The following is a 22,146-nucleotide window of genomic DNA, read 5'->3' on the forward strand; positions in this document are numbered from 1 at the left end:
TTCAGATTTTGAAGTCAAACCCTGAGGAAATATGCATATCTAAAGGGCGCCCGTCAGACCCGATTATCGATTCGGCGAGCTTTTCAAGTTCTTCCTGTGTCTGACCGCGCTTACTTCCGCCATTTCCATGGTACTCATTCTTTCCCTTTTCCTTGGCATCGTGCTTTTCTTTCTGCTGATCGACATTTTCCTTATGATTAACAGAATTTGTCTTTTGATCAACTTCTTTTTTGAACTCTGTCTGAAAAGCATTCTGGTCAGTTACAACTTTATTGTCTTCATTTTGTTTTAGCTGCGAAAAGTCCCCCGTTCTCGCAACCGACCCCTGAAAATCAATCCTGCTTATTGACATAATTTCCTCCCTTCATTTTTGCATCTGATGCTGTTTTGATAGAACAAAAGTCGCATCCATAGCGGAGCGTTTTTATATCATAGGAAAGCAAGTTCCCATGATATAAACAATCGGCTATAAATCCCCATGTTTATAGCCGATTACATTGCAAGCATCAGATTGGGCCTGATTTTACATAGCCGTCTCTAAGTTCAAATCTGCAGTAAGTAGATGCACTCTTAAGAGTGGTGAGCTGATCTCCGATCTGAATTGTGGTTCCGGGATAAGCCGTTTCCTCAACAACCACATAAGCCTCCTTGGAATCAGCCAGTTTCTGCTGAAGCTGAGCAAGCTCCTCGTTGTTTTTCTCAATCTGGCTGGTCAGGACCTTGTTCATAGTCATGAGCTGCTGAGCCTGCCTTGTCTGTTCGGGAGTAAGCTTTGCTCCACTCTTTAAACGTTTTGTGATAGCTCCCACAGTAGGAGTTATGTTCTCAAGTTTCTTTTCCGAGTCTCCTATCGCCTTTTGAAGTTCTTTGATCCTTACCTTCATATTTGGATCAGCGCCAACCTCAACTACCGTATTGGATCCCATTTCGCTTCCGAGAACCTTGGCAGTGATCTTATCGGTAGCAGTAACTTTTCCGCCTGCGATGAAGCCTCTTTTTCCGCGAACTGTAATCTCTGTTCCTGCAGCAACAACTGAATGCATGATGCATTCGCTGGTTATACTGCCCTTCGCAGATGCTTTTGCATTTTCTATAAACTTAGTAATGATATTGCCGCCGGCCTTAATTTCACCCTTTGACATACCATTTATTCCTCTTTCAAGGATGATGTCATTTCCTGCAGTAAGTGATGCGCCTTCCACAACACCTTTAACAATGATGTTTGCGCCGGCCCTTATAGTAAAGCCCGAAGCTACTGTTCCTTTTACTTCAACGCTTCCGTCATAGTCAATATTTCCTGTGGACACGTCAACATTTTCAAACTGTATGACATTACTTACAGTAACCTTTCCTTCCTTTATGGTTACATGTCCGTCGACCGCTGCTTTAAGCATCAGACCGTCTTCAGTAAGTATTGTATTTTTTCCGGGAACAAGCTTTAGGGGTTTTACAGGGTGAGGCCTTTGCTCTTCTCCAAAAATATTTGTTCCTACATCACCCGGATCTTCGGGTATCAGCTGTGCCAGATCATCGCCCTTTTTGACATGATTGATTATGTTCAGGTTAAAATAGTCTACGCTGCCATCTTCCCGCATTGTAGGCTTTGCTCGAAGGTTCTGCTTAAATGCATATTCAATCCTGGCATCCGCTCCCTGTCTTACATGAGTGCCTCTTGCTATGGTTATATCTTTGCAATATTCTCTGTTAGCAAAAAAGCCCGCTATGGCATCTCCATCTATTCCGTAAGAAATATTCCTGTAAGCCAGATCCTCCAGAAATTCCTTTTCGGTCATGAGTTCTGCCCCTTCGGAAGGAGCATAAAAATATGCTATGGCCTCCATTTTATCCCTGGTTATCGTTAGCTTGTAACTTTCTCTTTCAGGAAAAATAGTATCATCACAAAGAATTACAACCTTCTCTGAAGCCTCATTCAGAGCATCATTTAAAACCGCAGGAGTAAATCGTACCGAACGATCTTCTAGGTATTCTTTGACATCGTCATACCTTAACTTATCGCCTCCATCAGTAGGCGGATAAATTCTTATACCTGTGGAATTTGGAGTAATAACAAGCTGAAAATAACCGTTCATTTATACCACACCCCTCAATAATTTTTAGTGTAATTCCGTAAGTATACCCATATATTTTCCCAGTTTAGTGCGCATCTTCTGAAGTGCCCTTGTGTGCAACTGGGATACGCGAGATTCTGAAACCTCTAAAACATTACTTATTTCTTTTAGCGTCAGCTCCTCATAGTAATAAAGAAGGATGACTTTCTTTTCTTTGTCAGTCAAAAGCTCAAGGCTCTCAGCCAGCATTTTTTTTAGTTCTTCCTTCTCTACCGCTTCCTCCGGCTTCTCAAAACTTGATGAAAGATTATTGGAGTCCTCAGGAACATCACTTCCCTGTTCCATAAATTCATTAAGGGAAACAACTCCGGTAACCTTCATCTGATTTTGCCAGTTTACATATTCATCCTCGGAGATTCCGAGTTTTGTCGCAATTTCCGTATCTGATGCAGGATGGCCGTTCTCCTTTTCAATCTCATGAATCGCAGCTTCAATCTTCTTCTGCTTCTGTCTGATCGTTCTGGGAATCCAGTCCATCTTCCTTATCTGGTCAAGGATAGCACCTCTGATTCTCACGCTGGCATATGTTTCAAACTTAACATCCTTCATAAGATCGAACTTATCTATTGCATCGATCAGTCCGAAAATACCATACCCAACAAGATCATCATACTCCACATTAAAACCCAGATACATGGAGAGACGCCCCGCCACAAGCTTGACCAGCGGAGCATACTCTAAGATTAGTTTTTCTCTAAGCTCAGGAGCTTTGTTCTTATGATATTCAGCCCAAAGCTTATTCTTTCCAGCTTCATCCATGTCTATAATTACCCGTCAAATTCGAGTTAAACCTCTTCGAATTCATCACTTTCTCCGAATGCATCATAGTCATTCGGCAGGTCAGACTGCACGTTCAAAGCTTCTTCGCTATCGTTTTCAGCCTGCTGTGCAAGTTCTTCAAGCCTTCTTTGCTTTTCTGCTTCTTCAGCAGCAAGTTCATCGGCCTGTCTTTGAGCAATAGCTTCTTCCTGAGCTGCAATTGCCTCATCTTTGGCATTATTGAGCTTAAGGAAGTGAACTACCATCCATTCAAGAAGCAGACCTGCAATGAGGAAAATAATAAGTGAAACAAAAAGGATATAAAGCCAGGTACTGGTATCATACCCCTCAAGACCTGTGTAGATAGCAACACATAGGCCTCCCGCAAGCATTACAATAGCTGTAATAAGCCTCGTTTTTGGAGCTTCGACGACTACCTCATACCTGACTTTTTTAGTTTTACCGCTATCCTTCTTTTTACTTTTTTCCTCGCTTATGTTCTCTTCTTGATTGGTTTTAGTTTTTTCTGTTTTATCTTCGTTATCTTTACTCATATTGTTTTTTCCGGTTTGCCTACAGCTCTGATTACAAAATCACCACTTTCCGGATAAAAGATTACTGTACGACCATACGAATCTCCCGTATCCTGTGCAAGTACCGGTATATTGAGTTCCTTTAATTTCTTCAGTGTGGCAGCAACATTTCTTTCGCCCACTCTCATGGTCGCATTGCTTGAGGTAAAAGCAAACATCTGCGCACCTCCGGCAATTTTTGCAACGAGACGGGAACGGTTTGCTCCCTTTGCTACCACCTGTTTGATCAGTTCATCAATACCTGTATCGGCAAATTTCGGGATATTGGAGTTATTCTTAATCTCCTTGGAATCCGGAAGCATTATGTGCGCCAGTCCGCCGATCTTGGTCACAGGGTCTCTGACCGCAATTCCCACGCAGGAACCAAGACCCAACGTTGTAATTCCATCGGGGCTTACGCAAATATTCAGATCAGCCATACCAACCTTGATTATTTGGCTCATGTATATGCTCCTTTATCAGCTCACGGTAATATCGCCCATTCCAAGCGACGTTAATATCTTACTGTAACCCTCCATATCCGGCAGAAGGATAAAGTATCCGCTAAGGCTCTCCGTATCAAAGAATCTGGTTTCAATAAGAAGAATCTTATCTCCCATCATACCGAATTCGATCGCAGGAACAGACAGAATAGCTCCTGCCATATCGATTGCTATAAAAGGAACTGAAGGAAGCAGTTTCAGATTCGTTATCATCGATAATGAATTCAGATATGAACCTGTAATGATATTTCCCACTTCTTTCATTGCCGAGAGCTCTGTCTCATCAAATGGTACATTTTCATCCTTGTCTGTAATGCCCATAAGCATATTTACAAGATGTCTGGCTGCTTTCATACCTAGAAGGAACATTATGCTGCCATTGATGTCGCCTTCAACACTAAGGTAAATGCCTGTCATTATCTGCTCTGCACCACCCATCAGGTCTCCAACATCCTTAAAATCGAGTAGTTTAACCTGCGGAACAGACATATCAACCTTGGTATTAAGCATCTGAGCAAGTGCTGTGGTAGCATTCCCCGCACCGATATTTCCCAATTCTTTCAGTACGTCATAGTACTGGCTGGACAAACTATCCAAATTCATCTCACCCAAAGGTATTCCTCCTTCGCAATATAAAAATGATCATCGTGCCATAGTTTTATCAGGCTTTAGTTTTATCCTCTTCCATCTCAACCATATTAAGATCAAGGATAGATACCAGACCGCCTTCATATTTTCCTACGCCACTTATGAAGCTGTTGATCTTTTTACCTTTATCAGCCGAATATGTAACCTTTTCAATACTATTAGAGCCAAGTGTAAGAACCTGGTTAACCTGATCTACTATGATTCCGATAAGAGTGTCTTCCTCTGCCTTAAGGATGATAATACGGCTCTTATCCGTAATCTCATCGGGATCCATCTCCATTTTCAGTCTAAGGCTCATTACAGGAACAATGACACCTCGGATGTTGATAACGCCCTTGAGATAATGCGCAACCTGAGGGACTCTCGTTATCTGCTGCATACGTACAATGTTATCAATATATTTAATATCTATTCCATACTGCTCATCGCCGAGTCTGATTATGATGTATTGGATCAGTTCGCCGACATCCTGTGTATCTCTTAATTCATTCATAATGTCATCCTTTCTTTAAAAAGACTTCGCCAATTGATCACTTTTAAGCAAGCTGATTAGTATCAAGGATCAGAGCAATCTCGCCATCACCGAGAATTGTCGCACCACTTATCATGCGGCATTTACTCATATATCTGCCAAGTGGCTTAATAACGATTTCCTGCTGTCCCATAAGTTCATCGATAACCAGACCAAATTGCTGATCACCTTTCCTTGTGATAACAACTACAAGATCTTCGTTTTCATCCTTGTTGCTCTCTGTTTCAAGTGCGTCGCTTACACGAATGATAGGAGTTACACTACCTCTTAAATTGATAACTTCCTTATTTTCTACTGTCTTAATATCTGTGGGAGCTACATCCTCAATACTCTGAATGGAATCAAGAGGAATAGCATATTTTTCTCCGCCAACAACAACCATGAGTGCCTGGATAATAGCAAGTGTAAGCGGAAGTCTGATCTGCCATGTACTTCCTTCACCGAGTTTAGTCTTAACGCTTACTTCACCGGATAGTGATTCAATCTTTGACTTAACAACGTCAAGGCCAACTCCTCGTCCGGAAACTTCAGTAACCTTCTTGGCTGTAGAGAATCCGGGGTGGAAAAGGAAATCTATGCACTGCTGTTCTGTAAGTGAAGCAGCTTCCTCTGGTGTTACGATACCCTTTTCAATCGCTTTGTTCTTAACTATCTCGGCATCGATACCATTACCATCATCACCAACTTCGATAACTACGCTGTTACCGTCCTGGAAAGCATGAAGGAAAATGTGTCCTTCTTCTGTCTTTCCTCTCTCAGCACGAAGTTCAGCGGACTCAATACCGTGGTCAGCACTGTTTCTTAAAAGGTGCATCAAAGGATCACCGATCTCATCAACAACAGTTCTGTCCATTTCAGTATCTTCACCGGTCATGGTCAGTTCCATGTTCTTGCCAAGCTGTTTATTCAGATCTCGAATCATACGAGGGAATTTCTGGAGTACGCTTTCAATAGGTACCATTCGAACTTTCATGACAGATTCATGAAGATTGGTAGTAACGCTTTCCAGATATTCTATCTGCTCGTTTACGTTGCCACTTACAATACCTGCAGAATTTGCAGCAGATATCAAAGAGTTTTTAGCTATGATAAGCTCACTTACCAGATTCATGAGGACATCCAGTTTGTCGATATCAACACGAACTGTACGATTGACAACCGGCTTACCAACAGGCTTTTTGCCGCCATCCTTTGCAGGGGCTTTTCCTGCAGGCTTAGCAGCAGGTGCTGCAGGTGCTGCGGGAGTGGCAGGTGCTGCCTGTGCAGGTGCTGCATCAGCTGCGGGTGCTGCCTCTTCAGTACTTGCTGCTGCATTGGGATCGTAATCGCCTATTTCGCAGTCCTCGATTTCCGATACACTCTTTACTATATCTTTGATCTTATCTTTATCTTCTTCGTCAGTAGAAATAATTAAGCTGAAATTGAATTCGAATTTTTCATCCTCGATATCCTGAGTAGAAGGCTCGGAAATTATCAATTCACCGATCTCTTCAATACCCTTGAATACAAGGAATGCTCTTGCTGCTTTAAGGATGCAGCTCTCCTGGATCTTAACATTAAGTCCATAAAGTTTCTTGCCCTGACTCTTAGCATCTTCCAATGTCCCTTTAGTATCAGGGTCAATTTTAATTGCTCTGTAATCCTTAGTAGGATCTGCATCCGAAGGCGGTGCTGCCTGTGCGGGTGCTGCAGGTGCTGCTGCGGGCGCAGCTTCAGCGGCAGGTGCTGCGGCAGGCGCAGGTGCTGCTGCGGGTGCTGCTCCACTTGCTCCCGCTCTGATATCAGCCAAAGCCTTGATCAGGTTGGCATTCTCTTCTGTTCCTTCATCCTGTGACTCAGTAATGTTATCCACATAAGCCTGAATAGCATCCAAGCACTGGAACAAAGTATCGATCATGCCAGAGTCAATTTTCAAAGTGCCGTTACGCACATCTGAAAAGACATCTTCCATATCATGGGTCAAGTTCTGCATGTTCTTGTAACCCATAGTACCGGCCATACCTTTCATGGAATGTGCCGAACGGAAGATCTCATTAATACAATCCTCGTTCTCCGGATCCTGCTCCAGCTGCATGATGCTGTCGTTCAGTGTTTGGAGATGCTCCTTTGCCTCGTCAAGAAAGACGCCTAGATACTGAGAAACATCCATAATCCCTTTACCTCCATAAGAAAATGTTCACGAAGGCGTTTAGAGTAATCAGGGACAGATGATCCTACTGACCAAGAACTTCTCACAGGAAGTTCAGCTCCTTGGCTAATAACCTCGCTAAGCGATTACTTAACGCCAACGTTCATTATTATTTCCTGGGCTATATCATCAAGTGTTACCACCTGATCAACAAGTCCAGCAGTTGCCACTGCCTTAGGCATGCCATAAACTGTGCAGGAATCAGCATCCTGACCGATGACATGAACCTTTTTCTTGGATTTCAGATTTTTTATTCCCTCGGTACCATCAGCACCCATTCCTGTTAAGACTACACAACAGATTGAGTCGTAATCGGAATCCATGAGCGATTCATACATGAAGTTCGCACATGGTCGAACCCCTTCTCTTGTCGGTCCGTCAACATAATGGATAGTGTGCTTTCCACCTGAAGTTATCACATGCATGTGCTTACCGCCTTTTGCGATATAACAGCAACCTGCATTTAGTACATCACCTTCAGCTGCTTCCTTAACAGTTATCTCAGAAAGAGAATCAAGTCTTTCTGCAAGAGAAGCTGTAAAGCCTTCCGGCATATGCTGCACCAGTACAACAGGTGTTTTAAGATTTTTGGGAAGTTTTGGAATTACCGATTGAAGCGCACGAGGACCACCCGTAGAGCTGGCAATCGCAACGATACGATTACCTGTGACCTTGTCCGCATGCTTAGCGACAATATCCACTACCTTACGAGAGGCTTTGATCTCATCGATTGAAAAAGCCTTCGTACTTACAGGAGCTCTTGACTGACAAACAGCTGCCAGAGTCCTTGTAATATTTGTAGTAAAATCATCGCCACGGCAATCCGAGGCGCGATCCGGTTTGTGAACAAAATCTAATGCTCCCAGTTCGAGCGCATCAAGTGTTACCTTGGCACCTTCTTTGGTGTCCGTGCTGCACATCATAACTTTAGCCTTGATCTTGTTTTTGTTAAGCTCTTTCAATAACGTAATACCGTCCATTCTTGGCATATTTACATCAAGTACTACTGCATCGAATGTTTTTGTTTTTAAAATCTCAAGAGCTTCAACACCGTCTTTAGCCTTATCTACAACCTGAAATCTTGAATCTGAGTTTATAATATCACTAAGAACGGTTCTCATGAGTGCAGAATCATCAACTAATAAAATTTTATTTGGCATTTAGTTTTGCTTCTTTCTGATTTTTCGTTCTTCCTCAAAGATAAAATGAATGATATCTTCTCTGGAAGTCTCATCGATGTAGGCATACTGTATGCGGTGTTCATACAGTCCCGGCCTGTTTTCCAGTTCCTGAACTCTGAGTACGTTACACACCATTTCGTACTCAACATTATTAATATTTCCGGGTAACCGATAGGAGCAATAAATCATACTACCCTCTTCATATTGGAAGTTAGCGACAAATCGTAAACCTCCTCCACTTATGTCAACGATAACACTTCGTTGCAGTGGTTTATTTGCTCCCAGTAGTAATCCCCAATTCCTCCGAATGGCTTCCACCTCTTCTTCGGAAAAGATCCTTGATCGTAACTCCAGCGCACAACTGAATCTATAATATTCTCTCCTTTGCAGCCTCTGCAAATTACTGAGAAGATCAAGCACAAGAATATAAACATTATTACTGCGATACCGGTCCACTATTCTGGCATAACATTGGAACAATCCGCGGGAGCTGTAAAAACATAAACTGTACTCACCGTCAACCGGCAATAGAACAAGCTTCCCTTTGTCCATAGGCATCAGCACTTCAATTCTATCCTCTGATAAAATATCCGTTATTTTACTGAGGTGAATTTTTTTGGTACGTGCATCCGTATCCATCCAGACCTTGCCAATCGCTTTAAGTTCGATTTTATTGCCGGGTGCAATATAATCTGCAAGCATTCTCAGGTCCCCCTCTTACCATTTATTTGTATGTTGCAAACCGGGTACTGTTTCACCCGGAAACTTTATCTGCACTAAGTTTTCTTCCGGTAATTATATGTGAGAAAAATGCTGCCATTCCTCTTGGTTTTATCTCATTGGCTGCACTTCCCTCCGACAAACCTCTTGCTATCTCCTCAAAAGCTCTTGCGGACTTGGATGTCGGATACTGAATTGAAACCGGTGACTGCTGCATAACACCGCGCGCCAGCATCTGATCCTGCGGGATTGCTCCCAGATAATTAAGCGGAAGTTTTAAATATCTTGCGACTACTGCATTTAATTTATTATACAATTGTTGTCCTTCCTCAGCGGAAGATACCCTGTTGGAGACAACCTTTATTACTGTGTTTTCTCTAAGGAACCTGGGCTGTTGGTTCAAAGCCTTAAGCAGTGAATATGAATCCGTGATCGATGTAGGCTCCGGAGTTGTAACAAGGATTATCTCACCGCTTGCAACAAGGAATTCCATTACCGCACTTGATATACCTGCGCCCGTATCGATTATTATCGTATCTGCTATAGCATCAAGCTCAGCCAGATTAACGATTATATAAACCAGATAATCTCTGCTTAAATTATACATCCCCGAAATTCCGGATCCGCCGGATATAAAACCGACACCTTCCGGTCCCCAGGTGATGATATCCTTTATATTTTTGCCCTGATAAATCAGATCGCTTAAGTTATGCTTGGGTACTGTTCCAAACATTATCTCTATATTGGCAAGGCCAAAATCCGCATCCAGAATGATCACTCTTTGTCCCATTCTGCGAAACTGAATTGCAAGATTGATCGCCACATTTGATTTACCTACTCCTCCTTTGCCACTGGTGACTGTAATTATCCTTGCCAGAGGCCTCTGAGGAGCATTTGATGCCTTTATAATTTTTCTAAGCTGTTCAGCCTGATCCATAAACTAATACCTGTTTCTATTTTATCAAAATCTGGAAAAAAGTCGACCTTTTGTTAACATTAAAAGCATTGCAAAAAAGCCTTATTTTCCGCCCAATAAACCTTTAACACTTCTCTGCGCGTCAAACACAGCAATATCGCTGGGAACATTCTGACCATTCGTAATATAGGACATAGGAGCTCCCGTATGTATGTGGATGTTATAGAGATTACCTGCAGAACTTGTTTCATCCATCTTGGTAAAAATAAGTTTATATTTTACAAGTTCTGAATAACCATCAGCTATTTCGATAAGATCCCTGTATTTTGTTGTAGCACTTAAAACAAGATAGTTCTCGGTTTCAACTACTTCTTCAAGAGCTTTGATAAACGATACCATCGTATCTCTCTGCTCTGTATTATGCAGGCTGTGTCCCGCAGTATCGACCATAATGTAATCATAGTCCCTAAAATCTTCCGCTGCCTGTTTCATCTCTTCAACAGAATAGATCACCCTGAACGGGATCTCCATTATTGTCGCATAGGTTCTAAGCTGCTCCGCTGCTGCAATCCTATAAGTATCCACAGTTAAAAGAGCAACCTTCTTTTTCTGAGAAACTCTAAGCTCCGATGCAAGCTTTGCAATTGTAGTTGTCTTACCAACGCCTGTAGGCCCTATGAAAATCTCAGCGATCGGTCCGTCGGTGTTTTCCTTTATCGTATCTGCCTGACCAAACTTAAGTACCATCTTCTGATATACATTTGCAAGCACAAATTCCATCGGAATATTGGGCTTACTTACTTTCTCAACTTCATCAGTAAGCTGGTTTGCATATATCTCGTCAACCTCATTCTCTATAAGTGTGTTATAGAGCACCTTGACAAAAGACATCGTTTCATCGGAAATGGTATTCTTCTCTTCCATTTCCTCCTCTTGTACCTTTTGCGGCTCATTTTCTTTATTATCATCTTTTTCGCTTTTCAGATTCTTCTCTATGAGATTGTGGAGGCTGTCAAGCTTTTCCTCTATAGCGCTGCTCTCTTCATTAAAGGAAGCTGCCTTCTCAGTAGCAACCTTATTTGGAACGATCGGGCTGTTATTCACCTTAAGAGGAGGTATTTCGCCCTGCTCCTGCGCTTTCAAAAGTTTGTCCGCCATCGAAGTCTTTTGTTCAGGAGTCTTTACCTGTTTCACGGATGTCTGAGGTTTGACAGGTCTTACTGTTTTAGCAGGTTCCTCCTCAAGTGCAACCGTAACTTCAGTTCTTGTCGGAGCAAAAATAGCAAAAAAGCCGCTCTTTTTTACCGGTCTGACATTCATAATGACTATGTTGTCGCCCAGCTCCTTCTTCGCAATCTCAGTAGCTTCCGATTCAGTTTTTCCGGTGTATTTTTTTATGATCATATTAAGCCGCTACCATTCCTACTGACTGCATTTCAACATTTGGTTCAACTTCATTGTATGAAATGACTATCAGGTCTTTATAATAATCTTCTGTCATTTTCTTAAAATACATGCGCACTATAGGCGATGTCATAATGATCGGTATTCTGCCCGCATCTTCGAGCTTCTTAGCCTGTTCTCCCACCGACTTGAGTATAGCCTTGGTCCTGGCGGGATCAAGTGTAAGATAAGCCCCCGTCTCTGTCTGTTTTACTGACTGCATGATCTCCTGTTCAATCTTGGGATCAAGAGTGATAACACTGGTGGTTTCTCCGGGATAAAAATACTTGCTTGAAATAGCTCTTCTAAGACTCTGTCTTACATATTCCGTCAGAATATCGCTATCTCTTGTTGAAGCCGCATAATCGGCAAGCGTTTCAAAAATCGTAACAAGATCTCTGATTGAAATACCTTCGCTCAAGAGATTCTGAAGAACTTTTTCTATTTCACCAAGGCTCATAAGCTTAGGCACAAGCTCGTCCACAAGAGCAGGATTGTTTTCTTTTAAGTTGTTTACAAGATTCTGTACATCCTGACGTGTAAGGAGTTCTGCGATATGGCTCCTTATTACTTCGGTCAGGTGTGTTGCAATGATTGATGGCGGATCTACTACTGTATAGCCGAGCGATTCCGCTCTTTCTCTCTGACTCTCTGTGATCCAGGTAGCCGGCAGATGGAAGGAAGGCTCGAACGTAGGGATACCTGTTATTTCCTCCTCGACATTTCCGGGATTCATAGCCATATAATGGTCAAAAAGAATTTCGCCGTCGCTTACCTGTATTCCCTTTATCTTAATGATGTACTGATTGGGATTTAGCTGGATGTTATCTCTTAGTCTGATGATTGGTACAACTGTACCAAGCTCCAGAGCTATCTGTCTTCTGATCATTACAACTCTGTCTAGAAGGTCACCGCCCTGGTTGACATCAGCAAGCGGAATAATACCATAACCAAACTCAAGCTCTATTGGATCAACCTGAAGAAGGCTTGTAACATTCTCAGGCTGTCTGATCTCCTCAGCCTGCTGTTCTTCTTCAGCCATAACCTCTTCTTCCGTGCTTGCAACCTTCTGCTCTCTGTCCATAAGGAATCCAAGCCCTGCAACTGCCATTCCAAGCGGGATATAAAGCATATTCGGAAGGGGCGTAAGTATACCTAGCGCCGCAACAACAGCGCCTACAAGGTACAAAGTCTTGGACATAGAAAAAAGCTGTCCGATAAGAGCAGGACCAAAGTCCGCCTCTTTCGAGCCCTTGGTTACAAGAATACCTGTGCTAAGCGATACTAAAAGTGAAGGAATCGCACTTACAAGTCCATCACCCATGGTAAGGATCGCATATTTATCAAGTGCCTCATTAACAGGAAGCCCCTGTCTTAATACACCCATCAGGATACCACCTACAATATTAATTACTGTGATGATAAGACCTGCGGTTGAATCTCCCTTTACGTATTTGGTAGCACCATCCATAGCTCCAAAAAAGCTTGCTTCATTCTGGATCTTCTCACGGCGAAGCTTAGCTTCCTGATCGGAAATAGCGCCTGTATTAAGATCAGCATCGATAGCCATCTGCTTACCGGGCATAGCATCCAATGTAAATCTTGCTGATACTTCAGCAACACGTTCAGAACCTTTGTTGATTACCATGAACTGAACAAGAATAAGCATACCATAAACAATAGCACCTATAATAAGGTCACCCGCACCAACGAATGAACCAAAAACCTCGATTACCCGTCCTGCATCTCCACCGGTAAGGATAAGTCTCGTTGAAGAAACGTTAAGCGCAATTCTGAAAATAGTTGTAAAAAGGAGTATTGTTGGGAAGAAGGACATATCCAAAACTTCCTGCGAGAACATGGCGGTAAAAAGTATCACAAAGGAAAGTGACATATCGAATGCCAAAAGAATATCCATAAGCCATGTAGGAATAGGGATAATAAGCATCATAACAGCTGCTACAAAGTAGAGCGCAACACCATAGTCAAATGCACGTTTTTTGACGATATTAAGAAAATTATTCATTTGCATCCCCCTTTCCCCATAATTTTATTCATACTTATACATATCTAGTATAACTCACACTATATATGGTATTCAAGAAAAAATTAAAGCACAAGACTAGGGGTGAAATTAGGAACATCCTTAGCGGAGCGCTTTTTATTTGATAGGAATTACCTATCAAATAAAAAAGAATGCCTTTTGACATTCTTTTCTACTGATTACATTATTATTTTCACATTTTAAACCTTGCCCTGCAGATGATATACAAAGGCAAGGACTTCGGCTACTGCCTGATACAGCTCAGGCGGAACAAACTCGCCCACATCAACGTTTGCAAAAAGCATCCTTGCAAGCGGCTTGTTTTCAACAATCTCTATTCCGTTTTCTTTTGCTATCTCTTTTATCTTCTGTGCAAGATAATCTTCACCTTTTGCTATGACCTGAGGCGCATCCATCTCTTCTGCGTCATATCTTATTGCAACAGCATAATGAGTAGGGTTTGTAATGACCACGTCCGCTTTTGGAAGTTCCTGCATCATACGCCTCTGAGAAGCCTGCTGCATTCGTCTTCTCTGCTGCGACTTGATCTGAGGATCTCCTTCACTATTCTTATACTCATCTTTTACTTCCTGTTTGGTCATCATCATATCTTTTTTGAACTTACGACGCTGGAAAATGACATCCGCAGCAGCAATGATAATATAAATGGCGGCAATTCTTATTCCAAGGTCTATAACAATGCTCCCCATAAGTCCGATCGCCTGCCTAAGAGGCATATCATACAGGGAAAAAATCGAAGCTTCAAGCCCGGTCAAATAACTGTAAACAACAGCACTTATAACGACTATCTTGGCAATTGATTTTATAAGTTCAAAAATAGATCTCGTAGAAAATATCTTCTTAAAGCCGCTTATAGGATTTAACTTGTTAAGTTTAGGCTGCAATGGTTTGGAAGTGATCTTCCAGCCTACCTGAGCGATATTTGCAACAAGTGCAATAATGATAGCAACTGCAAAAAAAGGAAGTGTAAGCAGCATTACCCTCAAAAGCGCTGTATTCATCACTGTCCTGAGATTTTGGATTGGAACATAACCATCATACAGTTTTATATACTCGGGTATCTGGATATAAACATGGTCAAAAAGATTTTTAAATCCATCCCCCATCCATCCATACAATGTCCTAAGGAGCACAAAAAGCGCAAGAAGTCCCGCAGCATTCCCAACTTCTCTGCTGTTTGCAACCTGGCCTTCATCTCTTGCATCGGAGAGCTTTTTGGCTGTGGGTTCTTCTGTCTTTTCGCCGCCCGGACCGTCTGCAAAGAACTGAAGATCATAGGGAATAAGCATTACTTTATTTAATTTTTCGTTTTCCCTATATAAGATCATTGATAAACTCCGTCATCAGAAACTTTATCCTCTGAAAGATAAAATCCGATGCCCCGTAAAGCATGCCGCTTGTAATATACATAAGCGACAATCCCACTATAAGTTTTAGCTGCATTCCCACAGCAAACATATTCATCTGAGGCGCTACCCTTGCAAGCACGCCCAATATCACATTCAAGATAAAAGTAACTATAAAGATCGGCAGAGCGATCCTGAAACCGATCACCATGTAATCCGACATAAACTTCATAAATGAAGCAAGCAGTTTGTCTGTATTAAATACCGCACCGTTTAGCGGTACCAGAGTAAATGAATCAACAAGCGCGGAAATAAAATATCTGTATAGTCCGCTAACAAGCATCATTCCCATAAACGCATATTGATAAATACCGGCAGAAACAGGCACCTGTTCCCTTGAGCCGGGGCTCATTACCTGCACCATGGATAGACCGACCTGCATGTCAACCACGTTACCTGCAATGGTTGATATAAGTGTGCAAAGCTGTGCACCAAGCCCTATAAGGATTCCGGTCGCAAATTCTTTAAGCACAATTAGCGTAAATCCAAGTACCGAATCATAATCAAGTGTTTTTACAGGAACAAGTCCGTATAAAAGTATCGTAAGGAGCACAGAAAAACCTATACGAACTCTCTGCGGAGTATTACTCATACTAAAAAAGGGTGCAACGTAAACAAACATCGTTACACGCACCAAAATAAGTAAAAATATCTCAAGATCGCCATAAGTAAAGGTATAATCTATCAAACCGCATCCCCCTACTCTAATGGATATACAGGCTAAAATCCTGCCAGATCTTAATGACATAATTGGCCATTTCGGTGAGCATCCAGTTTCCAAGCACCATGAGCGCAAGGAATGTCAGGATTATTTTCGGAACAAATGTAAGTGTCTGATCCTGAATGGAAGTTACTGTCTGGAAAATAGACACAGCAAGACCCACTATCAAAGACACCAAAAGAACAGGTACTGCTATTTTAATAACCATAAATAGGCCATTACCCATGATTGCTGTAACGTCATCGACTGTCATTTTCCTCCTCCTTTCAAGATCGTATTCAATGTCTCTGTGTCTTTAAATCAATAAAATGTCTTAACAAGGCTTCCAATAAGCAGATTCCAGCCATCCGCAAGCACGAACAAAAGAATCTTAAAAGGAAGCGATATCGTCGTAGGCGGCAGCATCATCATACCCATACTCATAAGTACCGAAGAAACCACCATGTCTATTACAATAAAAGGAACATATATCAAAAATCCTATTATAAAAGCTGTCCTAAGTTCACTTACAAGGAAACTCGGAACAAGTACTGCGTTTGGAATGCTGTCAAGCTCTCCGTCCCACTCTATCTGATCGATTTCCATAAACAGTCTTACATCTTTAGTCTGCGTCTGACCATACATAAACTCCCTGATGGGAATCATTCCTGTGTCAAAAAGAGCCTGCTGATCGATCTCTCCGTTTTCAAAAGGAACAATAGCTGTTTTGTATACTTCCTCTATCGTAGGCTGCATTATGAAAAATGTAAGTATAAGTGCAAGCCCTAAAAGCACCTGGTTAGGCGGAGAAGTCTGCGTACCAATTGCAGATCTCGTAAAGTGAAGCACAATAATGATCCTGGTAAAACAAGTCATCATTATGAGAATGGTCGGCGCAAGTGCAATAAGCGTAAGTGTGATCAGGATTCTAAGTGCGCCATTGATCGTACCATTGCCATTGTCATAAGTGACAGTTACTGTATTTGCGATATTCAGTTCTTTTAAATCATCTGAATCTCTGGCAGATCCGGGATCAGTTATGTTGGTCCTCTCACCGCTTGTTCCTGTCAGATTGGTCTCTCTGTCGGTTGTAGGATCTGTGGGATGCGTATCATCCACATAAGAGGTGGACGCAAATGCTACCTGCGGAGCTGCCTCAAAAAGAAAAAAAGCCATAACAAAGCAAAGGCACGCACATAATATGCCTTTTCTTAGCAGTGGCTTTATATCATTCATTCCCCATTTCTTTTTCATACCTTACTTCTTTTTAAACTTCTCCATTACTTTAGCCAGTTCCTTACTAAATTCCGGAACTTCGCTTTTTTGTATAGCAGGCGGTGTATAATCATCGCTGCTAAGCTCCGCAAGGAGCGTTATCGTATCTTTGCAAACACCTATTACCAGGTACTTATCAGAAACCCGGACTATCTGCATATATTTGCTTGCAGACAGCCTCATGGTTTCAACAATTTCCATATTGCTGCAGGATGTAGATACCTGCTGATATTTGGCGATCCACTTCGTCACATAATAAGTAAGTACCAAGACCGCCACAAATAGTATAAGTACGGTAATAAGCTGTGCCACTGATGAAACATCCATAGCTGTAAAGCTTTTCCCCTTTATCTTACTGAATAATCTCAGTTACTCTGACACCAAAACTTTCTTCGATTACAACTACCTCGCCCTTTGCAACGAATTTGCCGTTTACAAGGACATCTACCGGCTCACCTGCAACCTTTTCAAGTTCTATGATAGTACCGGGTGCAAAATCAAGGATATCCGAAATTGCCTTGGCTGTCCTTCCAAGTTCAACAGTTACCTCAAGAGGCACATCCTTGATAAGTCCGATATTTTCTCCCGCTGCCATAGGATTTGCAGGAGCAAAGCTCTGGAACTGAGCAGGCTGTACATTCATTCCCGGCATCATTTGAGGCATCATCTGCGGCATCATACCCATATTAGGCATCATGCCCATCTGAGGCATACCCATCTGAGGCATACCCGTCTGACCGCTCATATCGGGCATTCCCATACCCATGCCCATATTAGGATCTGCAGCCGGCATAGGAGCAGGCGCAGGAGCAGCTTCAGGTGCGGGTGCAGCTTCTTCAGCCGGAGCATCAGCAGAAATCGTATCTTTAAGACTCTTTGCAAAGTCTATAGGGTATAACTGCATAAGAGTTGAATCCACAAGTTCTCCGATCTGGAGCTTGAAGGTTACTCTACAGAATGTACCTGTAAGGAAATCTGATATCTCGCTCGGATCATCATCGATCATATCAAGAAGCGTCGCTACCGGCGGACTGATATCAACCTTCTGACCTGTCATGGTAGAAAGTGATGTAGCTGCAGCCCCCATCATCTGGTTCATTGCCTCAGAAATAGCCGACAGCTGAAGTTCTCCAACCTCACCTTCAGTATTTGTACCATCACCACCCATCATAAGATCAGTGATAACCATAACGTCATGTTCCTTAAGAATAAGGATATTGGTTCCCTCAAGACCTACTGTATATTTGATCTGTATAAATACGCAGGGCTTTTCGTAATTGTTAAGAACCGTACCCCAGTTAGCTAGCTCAACCTGAGGTGTTGTGATATTAACCTTCTGATTTACAAGTGAATACAGCGTTGTCGCAGATGAGCCCATACTGATATTGGCTACCTCTCCGATTGCATCCTTTTCATCATCTGTCAAAAGGCTCTCATCAATTTCTCCCGGAACATATCCGCCACCGCCTGATGCAGGAGCATCTGTAGCAGGGGCATCCGCCGGAGCATCCGCGGCCGGAGCGTCTCCTCCACCACCTGATGTGTCCATACCGGCGAGCAGTGCATTAATTTCGTCCTGTGAAAGCATTCCATCCATGCTGCTACTCTTCCTCCTCTCTTACAACCGACGTTATTTTGACGGCATATTTATCTTTAGTAGTTCCCGGCAAAGCCGTAAATTTGTAAATATCTCCAACGTAAACCTGAAGTTCACTATTTACCTGATTATCAAGTCGTATGATGTCTCCTCTTTGTAGCGATACAAAATCACTGACGGAAACATTACACTTTCCAAGGATTGCCTTAACAGGCACATCCACATGTCTTACCAAGGTCTCAAGGTGTTCACCGTAGGTATCATCATCATGCTTCTGCATGGTAGAAAACCAGAACTTGGTATTTAGTTTATCCATAACACTCTCCAGAGTGAAATATGGAAGACAGATATTCATAAGGCCTTCGGTATCACCTATTTTTATATTAAGTGTGACGATAGCGATCATATCTGTCGGTGAAATTACCTGTGCAAACTGCGGGTTAGTCTCGATCCTCTCCATGATAGGATTTATGGCAAGAACGTTTTCCCACGGCTCAACCATAAGCTGCATACATATGGTTATCAGCTTTTCAATAAGCGGCATCTCTATGTCGGTGAATGGCCTTGGTTTATCAATACCGTTTCCCTCTCCTCCAAGCATTCTGTCTATGAATGAAAAGCCAATATTTGCCTGTAATTCCAATATTATTGTTCCCTGCAACGGTAGGAAATTGATAATTCCAAGTATTACAGGGTTACTTAACGCATTACTGAATTCTGAGTAGGTAACCGTCTCGGAGTTCGCAACCGTAACCTGTACGTTTTTTCTAAGGTAAAGCGGAAGCGTTGTTGATAACAGTCTCCCGTAATGCTCGTAGATCATCTCAAGTGTTCTTAGATGCTCCTTAGAAAACTTAGCCGGTCTCTTAAAGTCATAATCCTTGACTTTTTTCTCGTCCGCAGCGGACATCTGATCCACGTCGAGTTCACCGGTATTAAGCGCCGCGAGTAGATTATCTATCTCATTTTGTGATAATACTTCACTCAAACGCAGATCACCTCTCTTTTATTCCCCAAAAATAAAACATAACAAAAACTTTTCCCCACAATCTATTACTGATAAACTTTACTACTAAAGCTTACGTCATAAATAAAGTTTGATCCGAACAGTTCCTGGATCTGTTCAAGTATTGTAGCTCTTGCATCATCCTCATACTCTTTGATCTCATCAAGAGTATAGCTTCCAATTACATTAGTAATCTTAGCTTTTATTTGATCAACATAAGTAGGCATTGCCTCTTCTGTTCCGTAAGTATTATATTCTTCAGTACTTCCATCCATAGACAGTACAACTGTAGCCAGCATGTAATGTGTCTTACCATCTCCGCTGTCCTTAAGCGAAATGGTCATGTCAGGAATTGTGTAACTCTTTACATTCTCAATTGCAACATTGCCACTGGCGGATCCCGAAAATCCCTGGCCGTTTTCTCCACCATTGGCTTCTATCTGCAGTGCAGCAGCAATATCGCCTATAATAGTAACCGCCTGATTGTTGGTGGTCATAACTGTCAGCATCATAAATCCCGTCATACCTGTGTTAACAAGTAAAAGAGCAAGTATGATGATCGATAGAAGATTCTTTTTCATGTTTTATCCCCCTGATATTAGGTTAAAAATTTTAAGTCGCGTTATTTAAATAGTGCTTATTGTTTTTTCTGCCTTACATTACTTTTTCTTGTTTTTCTATGAAAGCAAATATCAATACATTGCACTTAGCGGATTATATATCCTTATTTCTACTCTTCTGTTTCTTGCTCTTCCTTCAGGTGTTGAATTGTCAGCCACAGGCTCATATTCTCCTCTTCCGGAATGCTTAAGATTGGAAGGATCAAGTGTAGTATTTTCCAGGAAGTAATAGAATACTGAAAGCGCTCTTCCGTCACTAAGTTCATCATTGTTGGTATACTTACCGCCGCTTCTGTGCATGGGAACGTTATCGGTGTGACCTTCTATTTCAATTGTTCCGCCTGCATATCTTTCAAGTACAGCTCCAACCTTGGAAAGGATTGGCGATGCCTCTTCCTTAAGAGTTGAATCACCCGAGTCAAAAAGGATTGCTCCCTGAAGTGTCAGCTGAACATACTGGCTGGTAAAGTTGACATCAACCTGATTTGTGATATCCATCTCATCAAGTGTATCTTCTATTTCATTAGCAAGCTGTTCGGAGGCTTTAAGCTGCTCCTCTTCAAGAGTTTCCTGAGCTTCTTTCGTTTTTTCTTCCTCAGTCTTCTCAGCTTCGCCTTCTGTTTCTCCACCTTCGCCTGCACTGTTTTCCGAATCAGATTCTTCACCTTTTCCTATATTAGAACCGGCTGAATCACCTTCATCATTAACACCTGCGCCACCGGATTCACCCTCTTCTTCGCCCTGAGAATCGGTAACCTCATCCATCTGGGCTCCCGACTGGGAAATACCCATTGAAATAATATAATTCGACAGCTGATTGAGCTGTGAAATACCATCGCCTACCAATGCGCCCTGTCCGAATGCATTTTCACCGCCGTTAAAAATACCAAAGGCTGAACTGAACGATGCTGCAACTTCTTCGAATTTGGCTGCATCCATATTTGCCATTGAGAAAAGCAAAACGAAGAAGCACAGAAGCAGATTCATCAGATCTCCGAATGTACCCTGCCAGGCCGGCAAACCGGGTTTTATCTCTTCTGGTTTCTTTGCCATTATTCTCCGCCTCCATCGCCTGAACCGTTCTCTGCTTCATATGCTGCTCTGTTAGCAGGAGAAAGGAATGATTTAAGCTTTTCTTCAGTAACACGCGGGTTCTCACCTGCCTGAATAGAAAGAAGTCCCTCAATAACAATACTCTTCATTGTATATTCTGCATTATCCCTTGCTTTAAGCTTATTCTCAGCAGGATAGCAAAACCAGTTAGCAAGAACCGAACCGTAGAATGTTGTAATAAGGGCAACGGCCATGGACGGTCCGATTGAAGAAGGATCTGACATGTTCTGTAGCATAAGAACCAGACCAAGCAGTGTTCCGATCATACCCCAGGAAGGTCCCATACCTGCAACATCCGCAAAGAATGTGTAATTTTCTTTATGTCTCTCAGACATGGCGTCTATTTCAGCTTCCAGAATAGCCTTAACAAGTTCAGGCTCAGTACCGTCAACGATAAGTCCAATGCCTTTTTTCATAAAAGCATCTTCCAGATTACCGGCTGCTTCTTCAAGGGCCAAGAGTCCCTCTTTTCTTGCTGTATTAGACAGGTCAATTATCTGTTTGATGATCGCCTTGGTATCATCTGCCGGCATCTTATAAATAAGCGTATATGACTTTAATCCGTTTATAAAGCTGGGCATTGACCTCGACGCAAGAACTGCCATGAAAGCTCCGCCGAAAGTGATCATCGCAGAAGGCGCATCCACGAAGTATTTAACACCGGTGATTCCGGCACTAAACACAATACTCAGGATCATGAATATAAAACAAAGACCTACGCCAAGTAATGAAGCTATATCCACTTATTTTTCCCCCTCAATTTAGTATCTTTT

The 22,146-nt window shown here is 42.2% G+C and carries 23 protein-coding genes; all 23 read right to left on the reverse strand.

Features of this window, described 5'->3' with window-relative positions:
• Position 1: 1 nt before the first annotated feature.
• On the reverse strand, positions 2 to 352 hold the full coding sequence (locus tag T543_RS06730; RefSeq protein WP_035767097.1) for a hypothetical protein: 351 nt from the start codon (positions 350 to 352) through the stop codon (positions 2 to 4).
• A 154-nt stretch (positions 353 to 506) separates the two neighbouring features.
• Positions 507 to 2,090, reverse strand: a complete 1,584-nt coding sequence (locus tag T543_RS06735) for a FapA family protein (RefSeq protein WP_035767100.1) — start codon at positions 2,088 to 2,090, stop codon at positions 507 to 509.
• A gap of 24 nt (positions 2,091 to 2,114) precedes the next feature.
• Positions 2,115 to 2,888, reverse strand: coding sequence for a FliA/WhiG family RNA polymerase sigma factor (locus T543_RS06740; protein ID WP_035767101.1), 774 nt, complete (start codon positions 2,886 to 2,888; stop codon positions 2,115 to 2,117).
• Between the two features lie 26 nt (positions 2,889 to 2,914).
• A complete protein-coding gene (locus T543_RS06745) occupies positions 2,915 to 3,442 on the reverse strand; it encodes a hypothetical protein (RefSeq protein ID WP_035767103.1) in 528 nt (175 codons plus the stop codon).
• Positions 3,439 to 3,924, reverse strand: a complete 486-nt coding sequence (locus T543_RS06750; RefSeq protein ID WP_035767104.1) for a chemotaxis protein CheD — start codon at positions 3,922 to 3,924, stop codon at positions 3,439 to 3,441. Before T543_RS06750 ends, T543_RS06745 begins: the two co-directional genes overlap by 4 nt.
• 15 nt (positions 3,925 to 3,939) lie before the next feature.
• Positions 3,940 to 4,575 (reverse strand): chemotaxis protein CheC, encoded by a 636-nt coding sequence (locus T543_RS06755; protein WP_035767105.1) that lies wholly within the window; start codon positions 4,573 to 4,575, stop codon positions 3,940 to 3,942.
• A 49-nt stretch (positions 4,576 to 4,624) separates the two neighbouring features.
• Positions 4,625 to 5,104 carry a chemotaxis protein CheW gene (locus T543_RS06760; RefSeq protein ID WP_035767106.1) on the reverse strand — a complete coding sequence of 160 codons (480 nt, stop codon included), beginning with the start codon at positions 5,102 to 5,104 and terminating at the stop codon, positions 4,625 to 4,627.
• 43 nt (positions 5,105 to 5,147) lie between these two features.
• Positions 5,148 to 7,292: a chemotaxis protein CheA gene (locus T543_RS06765; RefSeq protein WP_035767108.1), complete on the reverse strand. Its 2,145-nt coding sequence runs from the start codon at positions 7,290 to 7,292 to the stop codon at positions 5,148 to 5,150.
• Positions 7,293 to 7,417: 125 nt separating this feature from the next.
• Positions 7,418 to 8,491, reverse strand: coding sequence for a protein-glutamate methylesterase/protein-glutamine glutaminase (locus T543_RS06770; RefSeq protein ID WP_035767111.1), 1,074 nt, complete (start codon positions 8,489 to 8,491; stop codon positions 7,418 to 7,420).
• On the reverse strand, positions 8,492 to 9,214 hold the full coding sequence (locus tag T543_RS06775) for a flagellar brake protein (RefSeq protein WP_035767113.1): 723 nt from the start codon (positions 9,212 to 9,214) through the stop codon (positions 8,492 to 8,494). It lies immediately after the preceding gene.
• A 52-nt stretch (positions 9,215 to 9,266) separates the two neighbouring features.
• Positions 9,267 to 10,169, reverse strand: a complete 903-nt coding sequence (locus tag T543_RS06780; protein WP_035767115.1) for a MinD/ParA family protein — start codon at positions 10,167 to 10,169, stop codon at positions 9,267 to 9,269.
• Positions 10,170 to 10,250: 81 nt separating this feature from the next.
• Positions 10,251 to 11,552 (reverse strand): flagellar biosynthesis protein FlhF, encoded by a 1,302-nt coding sequence (gene flhF, locus T543_RS06785; protein WP_035767116.1) that lies wholly within the window; start codon positions 11,550 to 11,552, stop codon positions 10,251 to 10,253.
• A 1-nt stretch (position 11,553) separates the two neighbouring features.
• Positions 11,554 to 13,617 carry a flagellar biosynthesis protein FlhA gene (gene flhA / locus T543_RS06790; RefSeq protein WP_197023941.1) on the reverse strand — a complete coding sequence of 688 codons (2,064 nt, stop codon included), beginning with the start codon at positions 13,615 to 13,617 and terminating at the stop codon, positions 11,554 to 11,556.
• A 218-nt stretch (positions 13,618 to 13,835) separates the two neighbouring features.
• Entirely contained in the window at positions 13,836 to 14,984 is a 1,149-nt protein-coding gene (gene flhB, locus T543_RS06795; RefSeq protein WP_035767117.1) for a flagellar biosynthesis protein FlhB, read from the reverse strand.
• The gene (gene fliR / locus T543_RS06800) at positions 14,971 to 15,750 is read right to left on the reverse strand and encodes a flagellar biosynthetic protein FliR (RefSeq protein ID WP_035767118.1); all 780 of its coding nucleotides are present in this window, start codon (positions 15,748 to 15,750) and stop codon (positions 14,971 to 14,973) included. Before fliR ends, flhB begins: the two co-directional genes overlap by 14 nt.
• A 16-nt stretch (positions 15,751 to 15,766) precedes the next feature.
• On the reverse strand, positions 15,767 to 16,036 hold the full coding sequence (fliQ, locus tag T543_RS06805; protein WP_035767119.1) for a flagellar biosynthesis protein FliQ: 270 nt from the start codon (positions 16,034 to 16,036) through the stop codon (positions 15,767 to 15,769).
• A gap of 47 nt (positions 16,037 to 16,083) precedes the next feature.
• Positions 16,084 to 17,016, reverse strand: coding sequence for a flagellar type III secretion system pore protein FliP (fliP, locus tag T543_RS06810; RefSeq protein ID WP_242839489.1), 933 nt, complete (start codon positions 17,014 to 17,016; stop codon positions 16,084 to 16,086).
• Positions 17,017 to 17,019: 3 nt separating this feature from the next.
• Positions 17,020 to 17,364 (reverse strand): flagellar biosynthetic protein FliO, encoded by a 345-nt coding sequence (locus tag T543_RS06815; RefSeq protein ID WP_035767121.1) that lies wholly within the window; start codon positions 17,362 to 17,364, stop codon positions 17,020 to 17,022.
• Between the two features lie 25 nt (positions 17,365 to 17,389).
• Entirely contained in the window at positions 17,390 to 18,634 is a 1,245-nt protein-coding gene (gene fliY / locus T543_RS06820; protein WP_035767122.1) for a flagellar motor switch phosphatase FliY, read from the reverse strand.
• A 4-nt stretch (positions 18,635 to 18,638) separates the two neighbouring features.
• On the reverse strand, positions 18,639 to 19,622 hold the full coding sequence (fliM, locus tag T543_RS06825) for a flagellar motor switch protein FliM (protein WP_035767123.1): 984 nt from the start codon (positions 19,620 to 19,622) through the stop codon (positions 18,639 to 18,641).
• Between the two features lie 65 nt (positions 19,623 to 19,687).
• The gene (locus T543_RS06830) at positions 19,688 to 20,221 is read right to left on the reverse strand and encodes a flagellar basal body-associated FliL family protein (protein ID WP_035767124.1); all 534 of its coding nucleotides are present in this window, start codon (positions 20,219 to 20,221) and stop codon (positions 19,688 to 19,690) included.
• 111 nt (positions 20,222 to 20,332) lie between these two features.
• Positions 20,333 to 21,313 carry an OmpA/MotB family protein gene (locus tag T543_RS06835; RefSeq protein WP_035767126.1) on the reverse strand — a complete coding sequence of 327 codons (981 nt, stop codon included), beginning with the start codon at positions 21,311 to 21,313 and terminating at the stop codon, positions 20,333 to 20,335.
• A complete protein-coding gene (locus tag T543_RS06840) occupies positions 21,313 to 22,116 on the reverse strand; it encodes a motility protein A (protein WP_035767128.1) in 804 nt (267 codons plus the stop codon). Before T543_RS06840 ends, T543_RS06835 begins: the two co-directional genes overlap by 1 nt.
• Positions 22,117 to 22,146: the final 30 nt, after the last annotated feature.

Origin of the sequence: Butyrivibrio sp. NC2002 (assembly GCF_000702265.1) — a bacterium.
Lineage (GTDB): Bacteria > Bacillota > Clostridia > Lachnospirales > Lachnospiraceae > Butyrivibrio.

Excerpts from the sequence above, each read along its gene's own strand:
- T543_RS06730 (WP_035767097.1), bottom strand. The coding sequence starts at position 352 with ATGTCAATAAGCAGGATTGATTTTCAGGGGTCGGTTGCGAGAACGGGG.
- T543_RS06735 (WP_035767100.1), bottom strand. The coding sequence starts at position 2,090 with ATGAACGGTTATTTTCAGCTTGTTATTACTCCAAATTCCACAGGTATA.
- T543_RS06740 (WP_035767101.1), bottom strand. The coding sequence starts at position 2,888 with ATGGATGAAGCTGGAAAGAATAAGCTTTGGGCTGAATATCATAAGAAC.
- T543_RS06745 (WP_035767103.1), bottom strand. The coding sequence starts at position 3,442 with ATGAGTAAAGATAACGAAGATAAAACAGAAAAAACTAAAACCAATCAA.
- T543_RS06750 (WP_035767104.1), bottom strand. The coding sequence starts at position 3,924 with ATGAGCCAAATAATCAAGGTTGGTATGGCTGATCTGAATATTTGCGTA.
- T543_RS06760 (WP_035767106.1), bottom strand. The coding sequence starts at position 5,104 with ATGAATGAATTAAGAGATACACAGGATGTCGGCGAACTGATCCAATAC.
- T543_RS06765 (WP_035767108.1), bottom strand. The coding sequence starts at position 7,292 with ATGGATGTTTCTCAGTATCTAGGCGTCTTTCTTGACGAGGCAAAGGAG.
- T543_RS06770 (WP_035767111.1), bottom strand. The coding sequence starts at position 8,491 with ATGCCAAATAAAATTTTATTAGTTGATGATTCTGCACTCATGAGAACC.
- T543_RS06775 (WP_035767113.1), bottom strand. The coding sequence starts at position 9,214 with ATGCTTGCAGATTATATTGCACCCGGCAATAAAATCGAACTTAAAGCG.
- T543_RS06780 (WP_035767115.1), bottom strand. The coding sequence starts at position 10,169 with ATGGATCAGGCTGAACAGCTTAGAAAAATTATAAAGGCATCAAATGCT.
- flhF (WP_035767116.1), bottom strand. The coding sequence starts at position 11,552 with ATGATCATAAAAAAATACACCGGAAAAACTGAATCGGAAGCTACTGAG.
- flhA (WP_197023941.1), bottom strand. The coding sequence starts at position 13,617 with ATGAATAATTTTCTTAATATCGTCAAAAAACGTGCATTTGACTATGGT.
- flhB (WP_035767117.1), bottom strand. The coding sequence starts at position 14,984 with ATGATCTTATATAGGGAAAACGAAAAATTAAATAAAGTAATGCTTATT.
- fliQ (WP_035767119.1), bottom strand. The coding sequence starts at position 16,036 with ATGACAGTCGATGACGTTACAGCAATCATGGGTAATGGCCTATTTATG.
- fliP (WP_242839489.1), bottom strand. The coding sequence starts at position 17,016 with ATGAAAAAGAAATGGGGAATGAATGATATAAAGCCACTGCTAAGAAAA.
- T543_RS06815 (WP_035767121.1), bottom strand. The coding sequence starts at position 17,364 with ATGGATGTTTCATCAGTGGCACAGCTTATTACCGTACTTATACTATTT.
- fliY (WP_035767122.1), bottom strand. The coding sequence starts at position 18,634 with ATGGATGGAATGCTTTCACAGGACGAAATTAATGCACTGCTCGCCGGT.
- T543_RS06830 (WP_035767124.1), bottom strand. The coding sequence starts at position 20,221 with ATGAAAAAGAATCTTCTATCGATCATCATACTTGCTCTTTTACTTGTT.
- T543_RS06835 (WP_035767126.1), bottom strand. The coding sequence starts at position 21,313 with ATGGCAAAGAAACCAGAAGAGATAAAACCCGGTTTGCCGGCCTGGCAG.